This window comes from Enterobacter sp. ENT03, assembly GCF_019218745.1.
Taxonomy (GTDB): domain Bacteria; phylum Pseudomonadota; class Gammaproteobacteria; order Enterobacterales; family Enterobacteriaceae; genus Enterobacter_D.
Genome location: NZ_JAHUXA010000016.1, coordinates 1 through 17837, shown reverse-complemented (window position 1 = coordinate 17837; position 17837 = coordinate 1). Strand labels below are relative to the sequence as shown.

At 55.3% G+C, this 17837-nt stretch carries 12 protein-coding genes; 4 read left to right on the top strand and 8 right to left on the bottom strand.

Features of this window, described 5'->3' with window-relative positions:
- Nucleotides 1–260: 260 nt before the first annotated feature.
- Together lysC and KW828_RS17240 are read left to right on the top strand one after the other, a co-directional pair.
- Nucleotides 261–1622 (top strand): lysine-sensitive aspartokinase 3, encoded by a 1362-nt coding sequence (gene lysC / locus KW828_RS17245; RefSeq protein ID WP_218337543.1) that lies wholly within the window; start codon nucleotides 261–263, stop codon nucleotides 1620–1622.
- 129 nt (nucleotides 1623–1751) lie between these two features.
- Nucleotides 1752–2024, top strand: a complete 273-nt coding sequence (locus tag KW828_RS17240) for a DUF3811 domain-containing protein (protein ID WP_129361573.1) — start codon at nucleotides 1752–1754, stop codon at nucleotides 2022–2024.
- 3 nt (nucleotides 2025–2027) lie between these two features.
- Here the strand turns inward: KW828_RS17240 and rluF are convergent, their stop codons facing one another.
- The 4 genes from rluF to metH form a co-directional block, all read right to left on the bottom strand.
- Complete coding sequence (rluF, locus tag KW828_RS17235) at nucleotides 2028–2897, bottom strand: 23S rRNA pseudouridine(2604) synthase RluF (RefSeq protein ID WP_218337542.1); 870 nt, start codon at nucleotides 2895–2897, stop codon at nucleotides 2028–2030.
- A gap of 113 nt (nucleotides 2898–3010) precedes the next feature.
- Nucleotides 3011–4642: a Na/Pi cotransporter family protein gene (locus KW828_RS17230; RefSeq protein ID WP_218337541.1), complete on the bottom strand. Its 1632-nt coding sequence runs from the start codon at nucleotides 4640–4642 to the stop codon at nucleotides 3011–3013.
- 617 nt (nucleotides 4643–5259) lie between these two features.
- Entirely contained in the window at nucleotides 5260–5505 is a 246-nt protein-coding gene (locus KW828_RS17225) for a hypothetical protein (RefSeq protein WP_218337540.1), read from the bottom strand.
- A 254-nt stretch (nucleotides 5506–5759) separates the two neighbouring features.
- Nucleotides 5760–9443, bottom strand: a complete 3684-nt coding sequence (gene metH / locus KW828_RS17220; RefSeq protein ID WP_218337539.1) for a methionine synthase — start codon at nucleotides 9441–9443, stop codon at nucleotides 5760–5762.
- A gap of 194 nt (nucleotides 9444–9637) precedes the next feature.
- Here metH and iclR point away from each other — a divergent pair, with 194 nt between their 5' ends.
- Complete coding sequence (gene iclR, locus KW828_RS17215) at nucleotides 9638–10465, top strand: glyoxylate bypass operon transcriptional repressor IclR (RefSeq protein ID WP_218337538.1); 828 nt, start codon at nucleotides 9638–9640, stop codon at nucleotides 10463–10465.
- 52 nt (nucleotides 10466–10517) lie between these two features.
- Here the strand turns inward: iclR and aceK are convergent, their stop codons facing one another.
- From aceK to metA, 4 genes are all read right to left on the bottom strand, one after another.
- On the bottom strand, nucleotides 10518–12251 hold the full coding sequence (gene aceK, locus KW828_RS17210; protein ID WP_218337537.1) for a bifunctional isocitrate dehydrogenase kinase/phosphatase: 1734 nt from the start codon (nucleotides 12249–12251) through the stop codon (nucleotides 10518–10520).
- A 111-nt stretch (nucleotides 12252–12362) separates the two neighbouring features.
- Nucleotides 12363–13667 (bottom strand): isocitrate lyase, encoded by a 1305-nt coding sequence (gene aceA, locus KW828_RS17205; RefSeq protein WP_218337536.1) that lies wholly within the window; start codon nucleotides 13665–13667, stop codon nucleotides 12363–12365.
- A 30-nt stretch (nucleotides 13668–13697) separates the two neighbouring features.
- A complete protein-coding gene (aceB, locus tag KW828_RS17200) occupies nucleotides 13698–15299 on the bottom strand; it encodes a malate synthase A (protein ID WP_218337535.1) in 1602 nt (533 codons plus the stop codon).
- Between the two features lie 241 nt (nucleotides 15300–15540).
- The gene (gene metA / locus KW828_RS17195) at nucleotides 15541–16470 is read right to left on the bottom strand and encodes a homoserine O-succinyltransferase (RefSeq protein WP_218337534.1); all 930 of its coding nucleotides are present in this window, start codon (nucleotides 16468–16470) and stop codon (nucleotides 15541–15543) included.
- Between the two features lie 205 nt (nucleotides 16471–16675).
- Between metA and KW828_RS17190 the strand changes: the two genes are divergently transcribed.
- Entirely contained in the window at nucleotides 16676–17530 is an 855-nt protein-coding gene (locus tag KW828_RS17190; protein WP_218337533.1) for a hypothetical protein, read from the top strand.
- The last annotated feature ends 307 nt before the right edge of the window (nucleotides 17531–17837 follow it).

The window sequence follows — 17837 nt, the reverse complement described above, 5'->3', positions numbered from 1 at the left end:
GGTCGATTGTAGCGCCTGCACACAAAAATTGTGATGGTTTTTATGTAATGGGGATCGTCGCGTTAAGAGGAAGGCCCGCGCAAAGTATAGCCGTTATAAGTTAATTTCCTGGGAGGTCGGAGAACATGAATAATCCGCATAATCCCGGCGTTGACACTGGCGGCCCCGCCTTTTATTTATAAATGATATATATGCGCCTGCACCGGTTTCTGATTTTCCTTGTGCCATGGTCGCTTTTCTCTCCCTGACACGAGGTCGTTATGACACAAGCTGTATCCCCGCTCATCGTCGCCAAATTTGGCGGCACCAGCGTTGCTGATTTTGATGCCATGAACCGCAGCGCCGATGTGGTGCTCTCTGACGGCGGCGTGCGCCTGGTGGTGCTGTCGGCCTCGGCGGGCGTCACTAACCTGCTGGTGGCGCTGGCGGAGGGGCTTGAGGCCACCGAGCGCTTCGTGAAGCTGGACGCCATTCGCAAAATCCAGTTCGACATTCTGGAACGGATGCGCAATCCGAATATCATCCGCGAGGAAATCGACCGTCTGCTGGAAAACATCACCACGCTGGCGGAAGCCGCGTCGCTGGCGACCTCTACGGCGTTGACCGATGAGCTGGTCAGCCATGGCGAGCTGATGTCGACCCTGCTGTTTGTGGAGATCCTGCGCGAGCGCGACGTCGATGCCCGCTGGTTTGACGTGCGTAAAATCATGCGCACCAATGACCGCTTTGGTCGTGCCGAGCCGGACGTTACCGCGCTGGCGGAGCTGGCGAAACAACAGCTTTCGCCGCGCCTCGAAGAGGGCCTGGTGATCACCCAGGGCTTTATTGGCAGCGAAGCAAAAGGCCGCACCACCACGCTTGGGCGCGGCGGCAGCGATTACACGGCGGCGTTGCTGGCAGAAGCCCTGCACGCCACCCGCGTTGACATCTGGACTGACGTGCCGGGGATTTACACCACCGATCCGCGCGTGGTGCCGTCGGCAAAACGCATCGATGAAATCGCCTTTGAAGAAGCCGCCGAAATGGCGACGTTCGGCGCGAAAGTGCTGCATCCGGCGACACTCCTGCCTGCCGTGCGCAGCGATATTCCGGTGTTTGTCGGCTCAAGCAAAGATCCCCAGGCGGGCGGCACGCTGGTATGCAACGAAACGCAGGATCCGCCGCTGTTCCGTGCACTGGCGCTGCGTCGCAAGCAGACGCTGGTCACTCTGCACAGCCTGAACATGCTGCACTCGCGCGGTTTTCTGGCGGAGGTGTTCGGCATCCTCGCCCGTCACAATATTTCCGTGGACCTGATCACCACCTCAGAAGTCAGTGTGGCGCTGACGCTGGATACCACCGGCTCCACCTCCACTGGCGATACGCTGCTGACGCAATCGCTGCTGATGGAGCTGTCGGCGCTGTGCCGGGTGGAAGTGGAAGAAAATCTAGCGCTGGTGGCGCTCATCGGCAACGATCTGTCGAAAGCCTGCGGCGTGGGCAAAGAGGTGTTTGGCGTGCTGGAGCCGTTCAATATCCGCATGATTTGCTATGGCGCATCGAGCCATAACCTGTGCTTCCTGGTGCCAGGCAGCGAGGCGGAACAGGTGGTGCAGAAGCTGCATCACAATTTGTTTGAGTAGGATTGCTGCTGTCGTTTATCACGCTTTTATGCCGGGTTTTTACCCGGCATTTTTTTGTACGACGAAGGTTACTGCATGGATCGCGTTCATCACGTACACTCGTGACACGTTTCCCAGGAGATCGCCACCATGGCCATTGCAAGACTGACACAACAAGACATGACGGAAAGTGAACAGCGCGAGCTGAAAACACTGCTCGATCGTGCACGCATATCACATGGGCGTCTGCTCACCAATTCTGAAACCAATCACGTGAAAAAAGAGTACATCGATAAACTGATGGCGGAGCGTGAAGCGGCAGCGAAAAAGGTCCGTCAGGCGAAGAAGCAAAAAGCCTATAAACCGGACGCGGAGGCGACCTATTCCTGGTCTGCGAACACCTCCACGCGCGGTAAGCGCTAGAATTTAGCGCCCTTTTTTCTTACGGCCCGGCTGCACGAAGCGTTTCCCGGCAGGTTTCGCCCGGCTTTTGTCGTCGGGTTTCGCCGCTTTTGCCGCGGGCGCTTTCGCGGCCTGCGCTTTCGGTTTGGCCTTTGCTTTTGGCTTCGCTTCCGAACTGGAATTTTCAATCAGCTTAAACAGGCCAATCAGTTCATCGTCCGTCAGATCGCGCCACTCCCCCTGCGGTAAACCGCTCAGGCTGACGTTCATGATCCGCGTGCGTTCCAGCTTCGTTACCTCATAACCAAAATGTTCGCACATGCGGCGGATCTGGCGGTTCAGCCCCTGCACCAGCGTAATGCGGAACGTAAAGGGCGCTTCTTTTTTGACTTTGCACTTCTTCGTCACCGTACCGAGGATCGGCACACCCGCCCCCATGCCACGAATAAACTCATCGGTAACCAGTTTGTTGACCGTCACCAGATACTCTTTTTCGTGATCGTTACCGGCGCGCAGGATTTTGTTCACCAGATCGCCATGGTTGGTGAGGAAAATCAGCCCCTGCGAGTCTTTGTCCAGACGGCCAATCGGGAACACGCGCTTGCTGTGGTTCACGAAATCCACAATGTTGTCTTTTTCGCTGTCTTCGGTGGTGCTGACAATCCCTACCGGCTTATTCAGCGCGATAAAGACTAAATCTTCCGCTTCGCGCGGCTCAATCAACTGACCGTTAACTTTTACCACATCACCGGGAGAGACCTGGTCGCCAATAGCGGCGCGTTTGCCGTTAATAAAGACGTTTCCCTGTTCGATGTAACGATCAGCCTCGCGACGCGAGCAGATCCCGCTTTCGCTAATGTATTTGTTTAATCGGGTTGATGAGTCTGGCAGCATAAATTCTCCTGTAAAAGCGGAATATACCTTACCTGCCGCGTCGGAAAAAATGGCTTTGTGAGGTGCACCAACAGATTTGTGCGGTAGCGCGGCACCGGCATGCCGCGCCGTGATTAATACTCGTCGCGTTCGTCGTCTTCGTCCGGTTGTTCCATCACGCTGTAGGCCACCGAGCAGAACAGCGAGTTCAGACGTTTCATGTCGCCGAGCAGCCCCAAGTGCAGGGAGCTGGTTTCGATACTTTGCACGTTTTGCTGATGCAGCCGGTCAACGTGAGCATGAGAGTAGCGCCGGTTGAGGATGCGAAAGCGATGTTTACGGCGGCGCAGGCGGCGGGCGCTGGATACGTCGCCGGAAAAGAAGACCGACATCCCCAGTTGCAGGTTGCTGAGCAACTGCTCCAGCAGCGCGTCCAGCTCATTTAAGCCCTCCAGCGAAAATGCCCGACGCACAGAGAGAGATTTATCAGCGATTTCGCTGCCCATGCGCTCGACAATATCTGACGCCTGTTCGAGGTTAAGGGACATCTCGATGATCTCCGCCCAGCGGCGGGACTCCTCTTCCGCCAGCTCCTCCTTCGGCATACGCGCGAGATAAAGCTTGATGGCGGTATAAAGCACGTTGATGTCATCCGCCGTTTTACGCAGCTCTTTTTCCTGGCGCGGCTCGCCGTGCATCACCTTTTTGAAGTCCACCAGCATCTGTTCCATGGCGTCACCCATGCGCAGCGTTTCGCGCGCGGCATTGGACAGCGCCAGCGCGGGGGTATCCAGCGCCGAGGTATCCAGATGCTTCGGTTTTAAGCGTGCATCCAGCTCCGGCTCATCACGAATGATCCGCTTACAGAAACTCGCCATCGGGCCGACGAAGGGCACCATTATCAGGCAGCGGATCAGGTTGTAGAAGACGTGGAAATAGATCACCAGCTCAGACTCCGGCAGCGGCAGCCGATCCATGGCACCAGCCAGCGGATACACGAACGGCAGGATCGCCAGACTGCCCACCAGTTTAAACAGCAGGCTGCCCATCGCTACCCGGCGGGCAGCGGCATTGGCAGCACTGTTATTGAGCATGGCGAGCAGGCCTGAGCCGAGGTTCGCGCCGATCACCAGACAGAGCGCGACCGGGAAGGCGATCACCCCCGCCGCCGTCAGCGTGGCGGTGAGCAGCACTGCGGCGAGGCTGGAATAGGTAATGACCGCGAACATCGCGCCAATCAGCGCATCCAGCATCAGATCGCCCGTCAGCGAGGCGAAAATGACTTTAACCCCGTTGGCCTGGGTAATGGGGGTCACCGCCTGCACGATCAGCTCCAGCGCCAGCAGGATCAGCCCAAGGCCGATACCCACGCGCCCAACCTGACCGGCGCGCGTCTGTTTGCGGCCAAGGAAGAAAATCACGCCGATAAAAATCAGCAGCGGCGACAGCCAGGAGAGATCGAACGTCAGCACACGTGCCATCAGCGCCGTACCGACATCCGCGCCAAGCACGATCACCAGCGCCGGGGCCAGCGCTACGAGATCCTGAGCGACGAAGGACGTCACCAGCAGGGTAGTGGCGTTACTGCTCTGTACCAGCGCGGTAACGCCTATCCCCGCGCAGAAGGCGAGCGGTTTCTTTTCCACGCTGCGACTGAGCACGGTACGCAGGCGCGCGCCAAACACGCGCATGACGCCGGTGCGCACAATATGAGTACCCCAGACCAGCAGGGCGACAGCGGATAACAGGTGTAACAGCGTTAACACGGGTTTTTAGTCTCCTTATCGTTATACGTTTTACAGGATATGCATCCCTACCCTCTTTCAGTATAAGGGTTTACTTCCGCTAAAGAGACAAGGCACCTGCGGGGTGCCTCGTTTGTTGTAAGGAAAGATGACAGATTTGTGACTTACTGGCCAGTTTGTCCATATCTTTGAGGTGGTTACTCGGGCACGTTGGACACGTTTAACGTCTTTTACACCACCAAAAAGTGCCGACTTTGCAGATCTCTGAAAAGATAAAAAGAGAGGCCCCGAGATGCGAAGGGTAGCCATGAATAAAATGCAAGATAAAAGGAATAAACGCCAAAGAACACGTTAGGGAAAATGCTCTTAAAATCTCCTGACAGCAAAGAAACCAAACACTTAAATTATTCTTTTTCAACAACGCATACGCCGAATAAAAAAGAGACAATTGCATAATGAGGTGTAAGGTGAACATAATCAGGATAAAAAATCCGGTCCAACCGCTGACCTCCAGCGATATAAAGACGTTGTAAAAATTCCGCACATCAGAATATAAAGGAATATTTCCCTTATAAAAGGAGAAAAAGCAATACATCACTATTGCCAGAACATCCATGCATCCCCAAAAGATGAATACTTTATTTTTTAAATTCATAATCTTCATCACTTATCCCTGGTATCCATTGCCATGATTTTCCATCTTGTGTCCATGCATCATCACTCTCAAGATAGCTTTGATGAGTTTCCCTTTTTTCACCATAACGCCTTATAACAGATCGTTTAAAAATTACCGAGCGATTCTCTTCGTTCAACTCCTGAGGTAATGGGGACCACACCTGAACTTTATCTCTTGTGGTATGCATGAAGTCCTTACCCTCGGACATAAAAAGACGCCCTTCATCCCCATTGAGGTAGCTCGATTGATCATCATCTTCCCTGCGTGCTGATGGCCTTTTTGATTTCTATGTAAACCATAAATGTATGGAGGTCTAAGTCCATAACACCTTCTTATATGAGAGCCATTAAAATAATCGCTCAATAATTATTAAATTTTGACTGTAGTCCCTTAATAAGAATAGCGAGATAGAAATTATGCAGGATAAATAAGGAGGGCAGATTATCTGCCCTCTTTCATGAATCAGTCAGCGTCGTAGCCCAGATGCGATGCCAGCCAGCGCTCCACCTCTGTGACCGTCATTCCTTTACGCAGGGCGTAGTCTTCCACCTGATCGCGCTGGATCTGCGCCACGGCGAAGTATTTGCTGTCAGGATGGCTGAAGTACCAGCCTGATACCGACGCGCCCGGCCACATGGCGTAGGATTCCGTCAGCTTCATACCGGTGTGCGTTTCCACGTCCAGCAGCTCCCAGATGGTGCCTTTTTCGGTGTGCTCCGGGCAGGCCGGGTAACCCGGTGCCGGGCGGATCCCCTGATAGTTCTCGCGGATCAGCTCCTCGTTGCTGAGGTTTTCATTCGGCGCATAGCCCCAGTAGACTTTGCGCACCCGCTCATGCAGGTATTCGGCAAAGGCTTCTGCCAGACGGTCGGCGACGGCTTTGACCATGATTTTGTTGTAATCATCGTGCTGCGCGTCGTAGGCCTCGGCCAGCGCGTCTTCTTCCAGGCCGCCGGTCACTGCGAAGGCACCGATATAATCCGCTTTGCCGCTGAGTTTCGGGGCGACGAAATCCGCGAGGCAGTAGTTGGCAAAGCCGATTTTCTCGGTCTGCTGGCGCAGGTGGTGTGCCACCGTCAGCACCTGCGTGCGGGACTCGTCACGGTAAATTTCCACGTCATCGCCCACCCGGTTCGCCGGGAACAGCCCGACCACGCCGCGCGGATTGAGCGATTTTTCAGCGCTCAGTTTATCCAGCAGGTCGTTGGCGTCTTTAAACAGGCGCTGCGCCTCTTCCCCCACCACCTCATCTTCGAGAATGCGCGGGTATTTTCCCGCCAGCGACCAGGTCATAAAGAACGGCGTCCAGTCGATGTAGTTCCGCAGTGTCTCTATGCTGGCGCTCACGTCCTGCACGCCCGGGCGATGCACCACTGGCGGGGTATAGCTCTCCCAGTCGAAAGCCAGATCGTTTTCCCGCGCCGCCTGTAACGTCACCGGCGGGGTACGCGGTTTTTTACGCGCATGCTGAATGCGCACGGTGTCGTACTCTTTGCGGGTCCGGGCGACGAAATCATCATGCTGCTCGTCGGACAGCAGCGCGGATACCACGCCCACGGTACGCGAGGCGTTTTGCACGTATACCGTCGGCCCGCTGTAGTTCTGCTCGATTTTCACCGCCGTGTGCGCTTTCGAGGTGGTTGCGCCACCTATCAATAGCGGAATGGTAAAGCCCTGGCGCTCCATCTCTTTCGCCACGTTGACCATTTCGTCCAGCGACGGCGTGATAAGGCCGGACAGGCCGATCAGATCGGCATTCACTTCACGCGCGGTTTTGAGGATCTTCTCGGCTGGCACCATCACGCCCAGATCGATGATTTCGTAGTTATTACACTGCAACACCACGCCGACGATGTTTTTGCCGATGTCATGCACATCGCCCTTCACGGTGGCGATGACCATTTTGCCGTTGGTTTTGCCTTTCTCTTTGCTGGCTTCGATGTACGGCTCCAGATATGCCACCGCCTGTTTCATCACGCGGGCAGATTTCACCACCTGCGGCAGAAACATTTTCCCTTCGCCAAACAGATCGCCGACCACGTTCATGCCGTCCATCAGCGGGCCTTCGATCACCTGGATGGGGCGCTCGGCTTGCTGGCGGGCTTCTTCCGTATCGGCTTCAATAAATTCGGTGATGCCTTTGACCAGCGAGTATTCGAGGCGTTTACGCACGTCCCAGCTGCGCCATTCGGCCTGCTGGGCACTGGCAACGTCGTCGGCTTTGCTGCCGCGGTATTTTTCCGCCAGATCGAGCAGCCGCTCGGTGCCGTCGTCGCGGCGGTTAAGCACCACGTCTTCCACCGCATCGCGCAGTTCAGCGGGCAGATCGTCATAAATCGCCAGTTGTCCGGCGTTAACGATTCCCATGTCCATGCCGTTGCGGATGGCGTAATAGAGGAACACGGCGTGAATGGCCTCACGTACCGGATCGTTACCCCGGAAAGAGAAGGAGACGTTCGACACGCCGCCGGAGATCATCGCGTGCGGCAGTTCGCGTTTGATGTCTTCGCAGGCACCGATAAAGTCCTGGGCGTAGTTGTTGTGCTCTTCGATACCGGTGGCGACGGCGAAGATATTCGGGTCGAAAATGATGTCTTCCGGCGGGAAACCGACCTCTTCGGTCAGGATTTTATAGGCCCGGCGGCAGATTTCGATTTTACGCTCGCGGGTGTCGGCCTGGCCGACTTCATCGAACGCCATCACCACCATGGCCGCGCCGTAGCGCCGCACCAGTTTCGCGTGGTGTTTAAACGCCTCAACGCCCTCTTTCATGGAAATCGAGTTGACGATGCCTTTGCCCTGAATGCATTTCAGGCCTTTTTCGATCACCTCCCATTTGGAGGAGTCGATCATGATCGGCACGCGGGCGATGTCCGGCTCACCGGCGATCAGATTGAGGAAACGCACCATCGCCGCTTCGGCGTCCAGCATTCCCTCATCCATATTGATGTCGATGATTTGCGCGCCGCTCTCCACCTGTTGCAGAGCAACTTCCAGCGCTTCGTTATATTTTTCTTCTTTGATCAGCCGCTTGAATTTGGCGGAGCCGGTGACGTTGGTACGTTCACCAACGTTCACAAACAGGCTGTCTGCGCCGATGTTCAGCGGCTCCAGCCCGGCCAGACGACAGGCTACTGGCAGCTCCGGCAGCGCGCGCGGCGCTAATCCCGCCACAGCGCGATCCATGGCGGCAATGTGTTCCGGCGTGGTGCCGCAGCAGCCGCCGACGATGTTCAGAAAGCCCGCTTCGGCCCATTCACGGATCTGCGAGGCCATGGTGTCGGCATCCAGATCGTATTCGCCGAAGGCGTTGGGCAGCCCGGCGTTCGGGTGCGCGGTGACGTAGCACTCTGCGATGCGTGACAGCTCCTGCACGTACTGGCGCAGTTCGTCCGGGCCAAGCGCACAGTTGAGACCAAAGGTGAGCGCATCGGCGTGGCGCAGGGAGTTATAGAAGGCTTCGGTGGTCTGCCCGGACAGCGTGCGCCCGGAGGCATCGGTGATGGTGCCAGAAATCATGATCGGCAGTTCAATGCCCAGCGCGTCGAATTCGGCTTTCACCGCGAAAATCGCTGCTTTGGCATTCAGGGTATCGAACACGGTTTCGATGAGGATCAGATCGCTGCCCCCTTCCACCAGCGCGCGGGTCGATTCCCGGTAGGCTTCCACCAGCTGATCAAAGGTGACATTACGGAATGCCGGATCGTTGACGTTAGGGGAAATGGACGCGGTGCGGTTGGTCGGGCCAAGAACGCCCGCCACATAGCGGGGTCTGTCCGGCGTGCGGGCAGTCCAGTCGTCAGCACAGGCGCGGGCCAGTTTCGCCGCCTCAAAGTTGATCTCCGCCGACAGGGATTCCATCTGGTAATCCGCCATGGCGATCGTCGTGGAGTTAAAGGTGTTGGTTTCAATGATGTCCGCGCCCGCCTCGAAATAGGCGTTGTGGATCGCGGCGATCACCTCGGGCTTACTCAGCACCAGCAGGTCATTGTTACCTTTCAGATCGCAGGGCCAGTCGGCGAAACGTTCGCCGCGGAAATCCTGCTCACTCAGACGGTAGCTCTGGATCATGGTGCCCATGCCCCCATCCAGAACCAGAATGCGTTTTTTTAACTGCTGATGCAGTTGTTCAACTTTGCTGCTCACGAGTGCTCCCGACGACGCTCAACCAGGCCAGAAAGGCCAGCAGTCCATACTGTCATAATCCCTTGTGACGGAAAAGGGAGCAGCGCTGAACATGAGACATGTTCATATGGACTCATCCGATCAGTAAGAGGATGGTTGCATTATAATCAAATAAAACGAAAATGATTTCCACGATACAGAAAACGGAGTCTGCCATGGTTGCCACAGTTCCCGCCAAACGCGGAAGAAAACCCGCCCCTGCCGCTGCTCAACAAGCCACCGGTCAGGTGCAGTCGCTGACGCGCGGCCTGAAGTTGCTGGAGTGGATCGCTGAATCTCACGGCAGCGTGGCGCTGACAGAGCTGGCGCAGCAGGCTGGCCTGCCGAATTCCACTACTCACCGCTTGCTGACCACCATGCAGCAGCTGGGCTTTGTCCGTCAGGTGGGCGATCTGGGACACTGGTCGGTGGGCGCACATGCGTTCGTCGTCGGCAGCAGTTTTTTGCAAAGCCGTAATTTGCTGGCGATTGTGCATCCTGTCCTGCGCAAACTGATGGAAGACTCCGGCGAGACGGTGAACCTGGCGGTGCTCGACCAGAGCGATCATCAGGCGATTATTATCGATCAGGTGCAGTGTACGCAGTTAATGCGCATGTCAGCGCCGATTGGCGGCAAGTTGCCGATGCATGCTTCCGGCGCGGGGAAAGCTTTTCTGGCGCAGCTTTCTGAGGAGCAGGTCACCGGGCTGCTACACCGTCAGGGGCTGCATGCTTACACTCACGCCACGCTGGTGTCGCCGCTGCACCTGAAAGAGGATCTGGCCCAGACGCGCAAGCGCGGCTATTCGCTGGATGATGAAGAGCACGCGCTGGGTCTGCGCTGTGTGGCGGCCTGCATTTACGATGAACATCGCGAGCCGTTTGCGGCGATTTCCATTTCCGGGCCGATTTCGCGCATTACCGATGACCGCGTGACGGAGCTGGGCGCGCTGGTGATCAAAGCGGCGAAAGAAGTGACGCTGGCGTACGGTGGAACAAAGTAACAGGATTGCGCCGGGTGGCGCTTCGCTTACACCGGCCTACAAATACTGCGCCTTACCCGGTCTGTGAAAATCTCACACTGAAACGCTGGCGACGGCGATAGGCATACACGTCTTCCACATAGCCCTCCCTGATACGTTTTTGCAGGCCGCGCCAGTATTCGGCGCGAAAGAGATCGGCGTGCATCTCTTCAAACAGTACCCGACAACGCGGATCGGCGCATAACCAGTGGCGGAACTCTTCCGGGAAAACATCGCCCGGCGACACGCTGTACCATGGCTCGGCGCTCATCTCATCTTCCGGATAACGCGCGGGTGGAATGTCGCGGAAATTCACCTCCGTCATATAGCAAATTTCATCGTAGTCATAGAACACCACCCGGCCGTGACGGGTCACACCAAAGTTTTTAAACAGCATGTCGCCGGGGAAAATATTGGCGGCGGCCAGCTGGCGGATGGCGTTACCGTACTCTTCGATGGCGTCGTGCAGCGCCTGGCCATCAACCTGCTCCAGCCACAGGTTCAGCGGCACCATGCGCCGTTCGATATAGAGATGGCTGATGGCGATGTTATCGCCCAGGTCGGTGATTTTGCCCGGCGCTTCCTGCATCAGCAGCGCCATCAGCGCCGGATCGATTCGCCGCTTCTCCAGCACAAAATTTTCAAACTCCTGGGTGTCGGCCATGCGCCCGACGCGATCGTGCTCCTTTACCAGCTGGTAGCAGGCGCGCACGTGGGCAGCATCCATCTCTTTCTGCGGCGCAAAGCGATCTTTAATGACCTTAAACACCCGGTCGAATCCTGGCAGGGTAAACACCAGCATCACCATGCCGCGAATGCCGGGCGCTTCAACAAATTGCTCATCGCTGTCGGCAATATAGTGCAGATATTCCCGGTAGCTTTCGGTTTTACCGTGCTTCTGGCAGCCGATGGCCATATACAGCTCGGCGGTAGTTTTGCCGGGCAGGATCTCCCGCAGCCATTCCACCAGCGCGCCGGGAAAGGGAGCGTAAACCATAAAGTACGAGCGGGCAAAGCCAAAGACGATACTGGCTTCGGCGCTGGTGGTCAGGCAGGTATCGACGAACAGCCGGTGGTCATCGGAGCGGTGGATCGGCAGTAAAAACGGCACGGTGGCGTCAGGCAGGATCAGCTTTCCCACCAGCCACGCGGCTTTGTTGCGATAGAAAAGCTCGTTAGCCACCTGCAAACGCGCCTGCCCTAATCGATCTTCACCAAGATTTTCCAGCAGATGCGCCACGATATAGCCCACATCACGCGCCTGGTTTTGCCACGGCAGGCGCAGGGGTAAATCCTCCAGCACGTTATGGAGGAGCGCGTGCCAGCCATGGTGTGGCGTAAAATCTTTTGCCAGTGGGCGCGGCGTGACGTGCAGGCGCTGCGCAGGCTGCGAGCTGAACACGAACAAGCGTTCGGGTGTCAGCTGGCGGTGACTGAACAGACGGCAGTAGACGGAGTTAAAGAAGCTTTCCGCGATTTCAAAGCGCGGGTAATCGGGCAGTAACGCGGTGTATTGCGCTTTAACACGCAGCAGAAATCCGGCGGTGAGGGTCTGGTTATCCGTAATACAGCGCAACTGCTCGACCACCAGGCCAACGTGGTGATCGTAGAGATGGATACGGTTTTTCATCGCCTGCTGCACGGCGTGCCAGTCCGCCTGCTCAAAACGCTGCTGTGCGCCGGAGGTCACTTCCAGGAAGCGCCCATATTGCGCGTCAAAGCCCTGGAGAATGGTTTGGGCGATTAACAGTTCCAGGTCACGGGACATCTTTTGCCCTCGTTCTAAATAGGGGTTGCCGGATGGCGCTTCGCTTATCCGGCCTACATAACGACAGGATCCGTAGGCCCGGTACGCCTCGCGCCACCGGGCAACAGCACGTCAGAACTGCTGTTCTTCTGTGGAACCGGTCAGCGCGGTGACGGAAGATGCGCCGCCCTGAATAATGGTCGTCACCTTATCAAAGTAACCGGTGCCCACCTCCTGCTGGTGGGACACAAAGGTGTAACCCTCTTTCGCGGCGGCGAATTCTGGTTGCTGGACCTTTTCAACATAATGCTTCATGCCCTCACCCTGTGCGTAGGCGTGGGCCAGGTCGAACATGTTGAACCACATGCTGTGGATCCCGGCGAGGGTGATGAACTGGTATTTGTAGCCCATTTCCGCCAGTTGTTGCTGGAAGCTGGCGATGGTGGTGTCGTTGAGGTTTTTCTGCCAGTTGAAGGACGGCGAGCAGTTATAGGCCAGCAGCTTGCCGGGGAAGCGGGCATGAATGGCGTCGGCAAAACGCTTCGCCTGCTCCAGATCCGGTTTCGAGGTTTCGCACCACACCAGATCGGCATAAGGCGCATAGGCAAGGCCACGGCTGATCGCCTGCTCAATGCCCGCCCGGGTACGGTAGAAGCCTTCGCTGGTGCGTTCACCGGTAATAAATTCCCGGTCGTATTCATCGCAGTCGGAGGTGATGAGATCGGCCGCGTCAGCATCGGTACGGGCGATGAGCAGCGTCGGGACGCCCATCACGTCAGCCGCCAGACGCGCCGCTACCAGTTTCTGAATCGCCTCCTGCGTCGGCACCAGCACTTTGCCGCCCATATGCCCGCATTTTTTCACCGAGGCGAGTTGATCTTCAAAATGCACGGCGGCGGCACCGGCAGCAATCATCGATTTCATCAGTTCGAAAGCGTTAAGTACGCCGCCGAAACCGGCTTCGGCATCCCCCACGATCGGCAGGAAGTAATCCACATAGCGCGGATCCCCCGGCTCAATACCCGCCGCCCACTGGATCTGATCCGCGCGACGGAAGGTATTGTTGATCCGATCCACCACCGCCGGCACGGAGTTCGCCGGATAGAGTGACTGATCCGGATACATGCTGGAGGCGAGGTTGGCATCGGCAGCCACCTGCCAGCCGGAGAGATAAATCGCTTCGATACCGGCTTTCGCCTGTTGCAGGGCCTGACCACCGGTCAGCGCACCCAGGCTGTTGATATAGCCTTTTTTCGACTCGCCGTGCAGCAGGCGCCACATTCTGGCGGCCCCCAGTTGAGCCAACGTGCATTCGGGGTTAACCGAGCCGCGCAGCTTCACCACTTCATCGGCGCTGTACGGGCGACGGATGCCCTCCCAGCGCGGGTCAGTCCATTCTTGTTGTAGTTGTTCGATTTGTTGGGTACGGGTTTTCATCGCAGATGCTCCATTTTTATTATGGGGGGATCACGCCAGCAGGCGGTAACCCGGCAGGGTCAGGAAGTCGATCAGCTCATCGGACGTGGTGATTTGCTCCATCAGGCGCGCGGCATCGCTGAAGCGTCCACTGCTGAACCGGTGTTCACCCAGTTCCTCCTGGATCACCTGCATCTCTTCGGCCAGCATGCGGCGGAACAATGCTTTGGTTACCGGCGTGCCGTCATTGAGCGTTTTTTCGTGATGGATCCATTGCCAGATTGAGGTGCGCGATATTTCTGCCGTCGCGGCGTCTTCCATCAGGCCATAAATTGGCACGCAGCCGTTGCCGGATATCCAGGCTTCGATGTACTGCACCGCCACGCGAATGTTGGCGCGCATGCCCTCTTCGGTACGCTCACCGTCACAGGGGGCAAGCAGTTCAGCGGCGGTGACTGGCGGGTCTTCGGCGCGGGTCACCTGTAACTGGTTGGGGTTATCGCCGAGTGCGCGGTTAAAGATGTCCATCACCGTATCTGCCAGACCGGGATGCGCAATCCAGGTGCCGTCGTGCCCGTTTTTGGCTTCCAGCTCTTTGTCGGCTTTGACCTTGTTCAGCACCCACTCGTTGCGTTCGCGATCTTTACTTGGAATGAACGCGGCCATGCCACCCATAGCAAACGCACCGCGACGGTGACAGGTCTTGATCAGCAGCCGCGAGTAGGCATTGAGAAATGGCTTATCCATTGTTACCTGCTGGCGATCCGGCAGCACGCGATCGGGATAATTCTTCAGCGTTTTGATATAGCTGAAGATGTAATCCCAGCGGCCACAGTTGAGGCCGACAATATGGTCACGCAGCGCGTGCAGGATCTCGTCCATCTGGAAAACCGCGGGCAGCGTTTCAATCAGCAGCGTGGCTTTAATGGTGCCGCGCGGCAGGTTGAAGCGATCTTCGGTATAGCTGAACACCTCGCTCCACCATGCGGCTTCCTGCCAGGCCTGGGTTTTCGGCAGATAGAAATAGGGGCCGCTGCCTTTAGCGAGCAGGTTTTTATGGTTATGGAAGAAGTAGAGCGCGAAATCGAACAGGCTGCCGGGGATCGGCTCGCCGCGCCAGGTGACGTGTTTTTCCGGCAAATGCAGGCCGCGCACACGGCAAAACAGCACGGCCGGGTCAGGCTTAAGCTGATAGATTTTACCGCTTTCGTTGGTGTAGCTGATGGTGCCGTTAACCGCGTCGCGCAGGTTGATCTGGCCTTCGATCACTTTTTGCCAGTTCGGGGCCAGCGAATCCTCAAAGTCGGCCATGAAGACGTTCACATTGGCGTTGAGGGCGTTAATCACCATTTTGCGTTCAACCGGCCCGGTGATCTCGACGCGTCTGTTGCGTAGATCTGCCGGGATGCCGCGAATTGTCCAGTCACCTTCACGAATGGAAGCTGTTTCCGAAATAAAATCAGGCAGTGTGCCGTGATCAATTTTCTGCTGCTGTTGCAGGCGTGCGGCCAGTAAGGCGTTACGTTTGGGTGTAAAGCGCGTCACCAGTTCACTAAGAAATTCCACCGCATCGGGCGTCAGGATCTGTGTTTCCTGCTCGCCATAGGGCTGGCTGAAGGACAGTTCTTCGGTAGTGGTTGCCTGTTGTGTCATGCCATGGCTCCTCGTTGTTGATCCAGAAGGATCCTCATCGTTGATGAAATTCAGACTGTGCAGTTTTCGTTCAGCACGTTTAAGATTACTCAACGAAAATACAAAATCAAAAACAATTTCCATTTTTTAATTATTAATGAATTAACCAATTGATAACAAAAGGATTAAAATTTGATCGGGATGTGAAGTGTTTTTCAGAAATAAAAAAAGCACCCGCAGGTGCTTTTAGAGGCTGAAACGCTTAATCCAGCGTCGGGTTCATATGGCGCAGATCGAACGGTGTGATCTGGTAGACGTAGTAGTTAAGCCAGTTGGTGAACAGCAAATTGCCGTGGCTGCGCCAGCTGGCGCGCGGCACGTTCTGCGGATCGTTGCCCGGAAAGTAGTTGTACGGCACATCAGGATTAAGCCCGGCTTCCACGTCGCGGAAATACTCACCGGCCAGCGTGTCAGCGTCATATTCCGGGTGGCCGGTGACAAACGCGATACGCTTGTCTTTGCTGCCGAATAGATAGGCGTCGCCGGTACCGGTCTCGGCGAGGATCTCCAGATCGGTGTAATCCCGGATCAGCGCTGCCGGGAAATCGGCAAAGCGGGAGTGCGGCGCCAGGAAGACATCGTCAAAACCACGGGTCAGCAGCGCATGGGGTTGGGTAAGATGGTGTTCATAGACACCGGAAAGTTTGTCTTTGCGGGTCTGTTTCGGAATGCCATAGAGAATATTGAGGGCGGCCTGTACCGCCCAACAGACAAACAGCGTTGAGGTGACATGATCTTTGGCCCACTCCAGTACCTGTTTGATCTGCGGCCAGTAGGCGACATCGTTAAATTCAACCAGGCCCAGCGGCGCGCCGGTGACGATCAGGCCATCGAAGTTATCGTGACAGATCTCATCGAAGTTGCAGTAAAAGTTGTTCAGATGCTCGGTGGGCGTATTGCGTGACTCGCGGGCATCAATGCGCAGCAGCTGAATATCGACCTGCAAGGGGGAGTTGGAGAGCAGGCGCAGAAACTGGTTTTCCGTTTCGATTTTCTTCGGCATCAAATTGAGGATCAGCACCTTCAGCGGGCGGATCTCCTGACCTGTTGCACGGGATGTCGTCATGACGAAGACGTTTTCATCACGTAAGAAATTGACGGCTGGTAGCTCGTCCTGTACCCGAATCGGCATAACCTTATATCCTCACTGCATACGTTTAAACGTGTAGACATCCAGACAGCTGACGTTACCCTCTTTTTTGCTGACTGTCGAGTAACAGGTATTCTGCTTGAGACAAATTCATTTTCGAGAGACTGGTTTAAAAAGTCATTTATATGACGGCAGTGATGACAGTGCTACGTTAGCCTCCTTTTTGCACTGTAACGTCAGGTAAATCATGCCCATTTTAACTAACTTTAGCCGTCAATCCTGCAAAATTGATAATACTACTGGTGAAAGTCCTGTTACGCCCCCTTCTCTTTGCGAAAAGGCATCATCACCCTTGCAACGATGCCAGGGGGTGAAGAATACTCCCGTTGATATTGAGGGTTTTATAAAGCAGGAAGTAAATATAAAAACAATGTGTCAAATAACGCAACAACTGAAGAAAATTGGCACGGGTGGCTATGGCTCCGCTTATCGGCATGGCGATTACGTGATCAAAGTTCCTAATGATGAAATATCTTTCGATACAGACCTGTGGAGTTCCCCTTTGCGTACAGCTCGTTATCTGAATGAATTCAACGGCGAAAATCATGCTCGCGCAGCATTAACGCTGGATAAAAAAGAAGTCCTCGTTTCAACTTTCATCAACGGGGAAGATGTGGATGATCAGGAATACGTTGAGCAACTTCTCAATGAGAAAGGTTTTATGATATATGATCCGGAGCAGCCGGGTAATATGAAAAAAGACAGCGAGGGTAAATACTGGTTAATTGATGCTGATCTGGTTGTTCATAATCCAGAAAGTCGTCGTCTCTCAGCGGCAACGTTTTATCTTGAATCAGCAATGTTGATTAGCAGTAAAAATGATATTCAGGAAATAACGCGAGAAATTAACCAGTTAAAAATGACACTTCCTGTAGGCAAAGAAAATGAAACACTAAAAGAATTAAAAGAAGAGAAAAAAAGCGCTGAAGACTTATCTGCGCGACTCGCCGCCACTCAGCGCAGCCGATCAAAAACTATTACAGAAAACTATAACTACTCACTTTTGTCAGCACAAAATAGTGAGCAGAACTCTGCTGCGTAAAAATCCCTTAATAGAAGGGGCATTGATAACGCCCCTGAGGGGCGCACTGAGTTCAGACTCTGAGCGCCTTCATTTCACATTTCTTTTAACTAATGATTACTCCACAATTCCACAATTTTTTCTTTCTCAGGTAAGGAATGTGGTTAGTCGCGTGGACAACAGCGTTCAGGAATATCTCAAAGCACAACGCAAAAAGGCCATCCGTGAGGATGGCCTTTCGCGTGTTTGATGCCTGGCAGTTCCCTACTCTCGCATGGGGAGACCCCACACTACCATCGGCGCTACGGCGTTTCACTTCTGAGTTCGG

Bases quoted from the DNA above. Each gene is read 5' to 3' on its own strand.
- lysC (WP_218337543.1), top strand. From the start codon at position 261: ATGACACAAGCTGTATCCCCGCTCATCGTCGCCAAATTTGGCGGCACC.
- KW828_RS17240 (WP_129361573.1), top strand. From the start codon at position 1,752: ATGGCCATTGCAAGACTGACACAACAAGACATGACGGAAAGTGAACAG.
- rluF (WP_218337542.1), bottom strand. From the start codon at position 2,897: ATGCTGCCAGACTCATCAACCCGATTAAACAAATACATTAGCGAAAGC.
- KW828_RS17225 (WP_218337540.1), bottom strand. From the start codon at position 5,505: ATGTCCGAGGGTAAGGACTTCATGCATACCACAAGAGATAAAGTTCAG.
- iclR (WP_218337538.1), top strand. From the start codon at position 9,638: ATGGTTGCCACAGTTCCCGCCAAACGCGGAAGAAAACCCGCCCCTGCC.
- aceK (WP_218337537.1), bottom strand. From the start codon at position 12,251: ATGTCCCGTGACCTGGAACTGTTAATCGCCCAAACCATTCTCCAGGGC.
- aceA (WP_218337536.1), bottom strand. From the start codon at position 13,667: ATGAAAACCCGTACCCAACAAATCGAACAACTACAACAAGAATGGACT.
- aceB (WP_218337535.1), bottom strand. From the start codon at position 15,299: ATGACACAACAGGCAACCACTACCGAAGAACTGTCCTTCAGCCAGCCC.
- metA (WP_218337534.1), bottom strand. From the start codon at position 16,470: ATGCCGATTCGGGTACAGGACGAGCTACCAGCCGTCAATTTCTTACGT.
- KW828_RS17190 (WP_218337533.1), top strand. From the start codon at position 16,676: ATGCCCATTTTAACTAACTTTAGCCGTCAATCCTGCAAAATTGATAAT.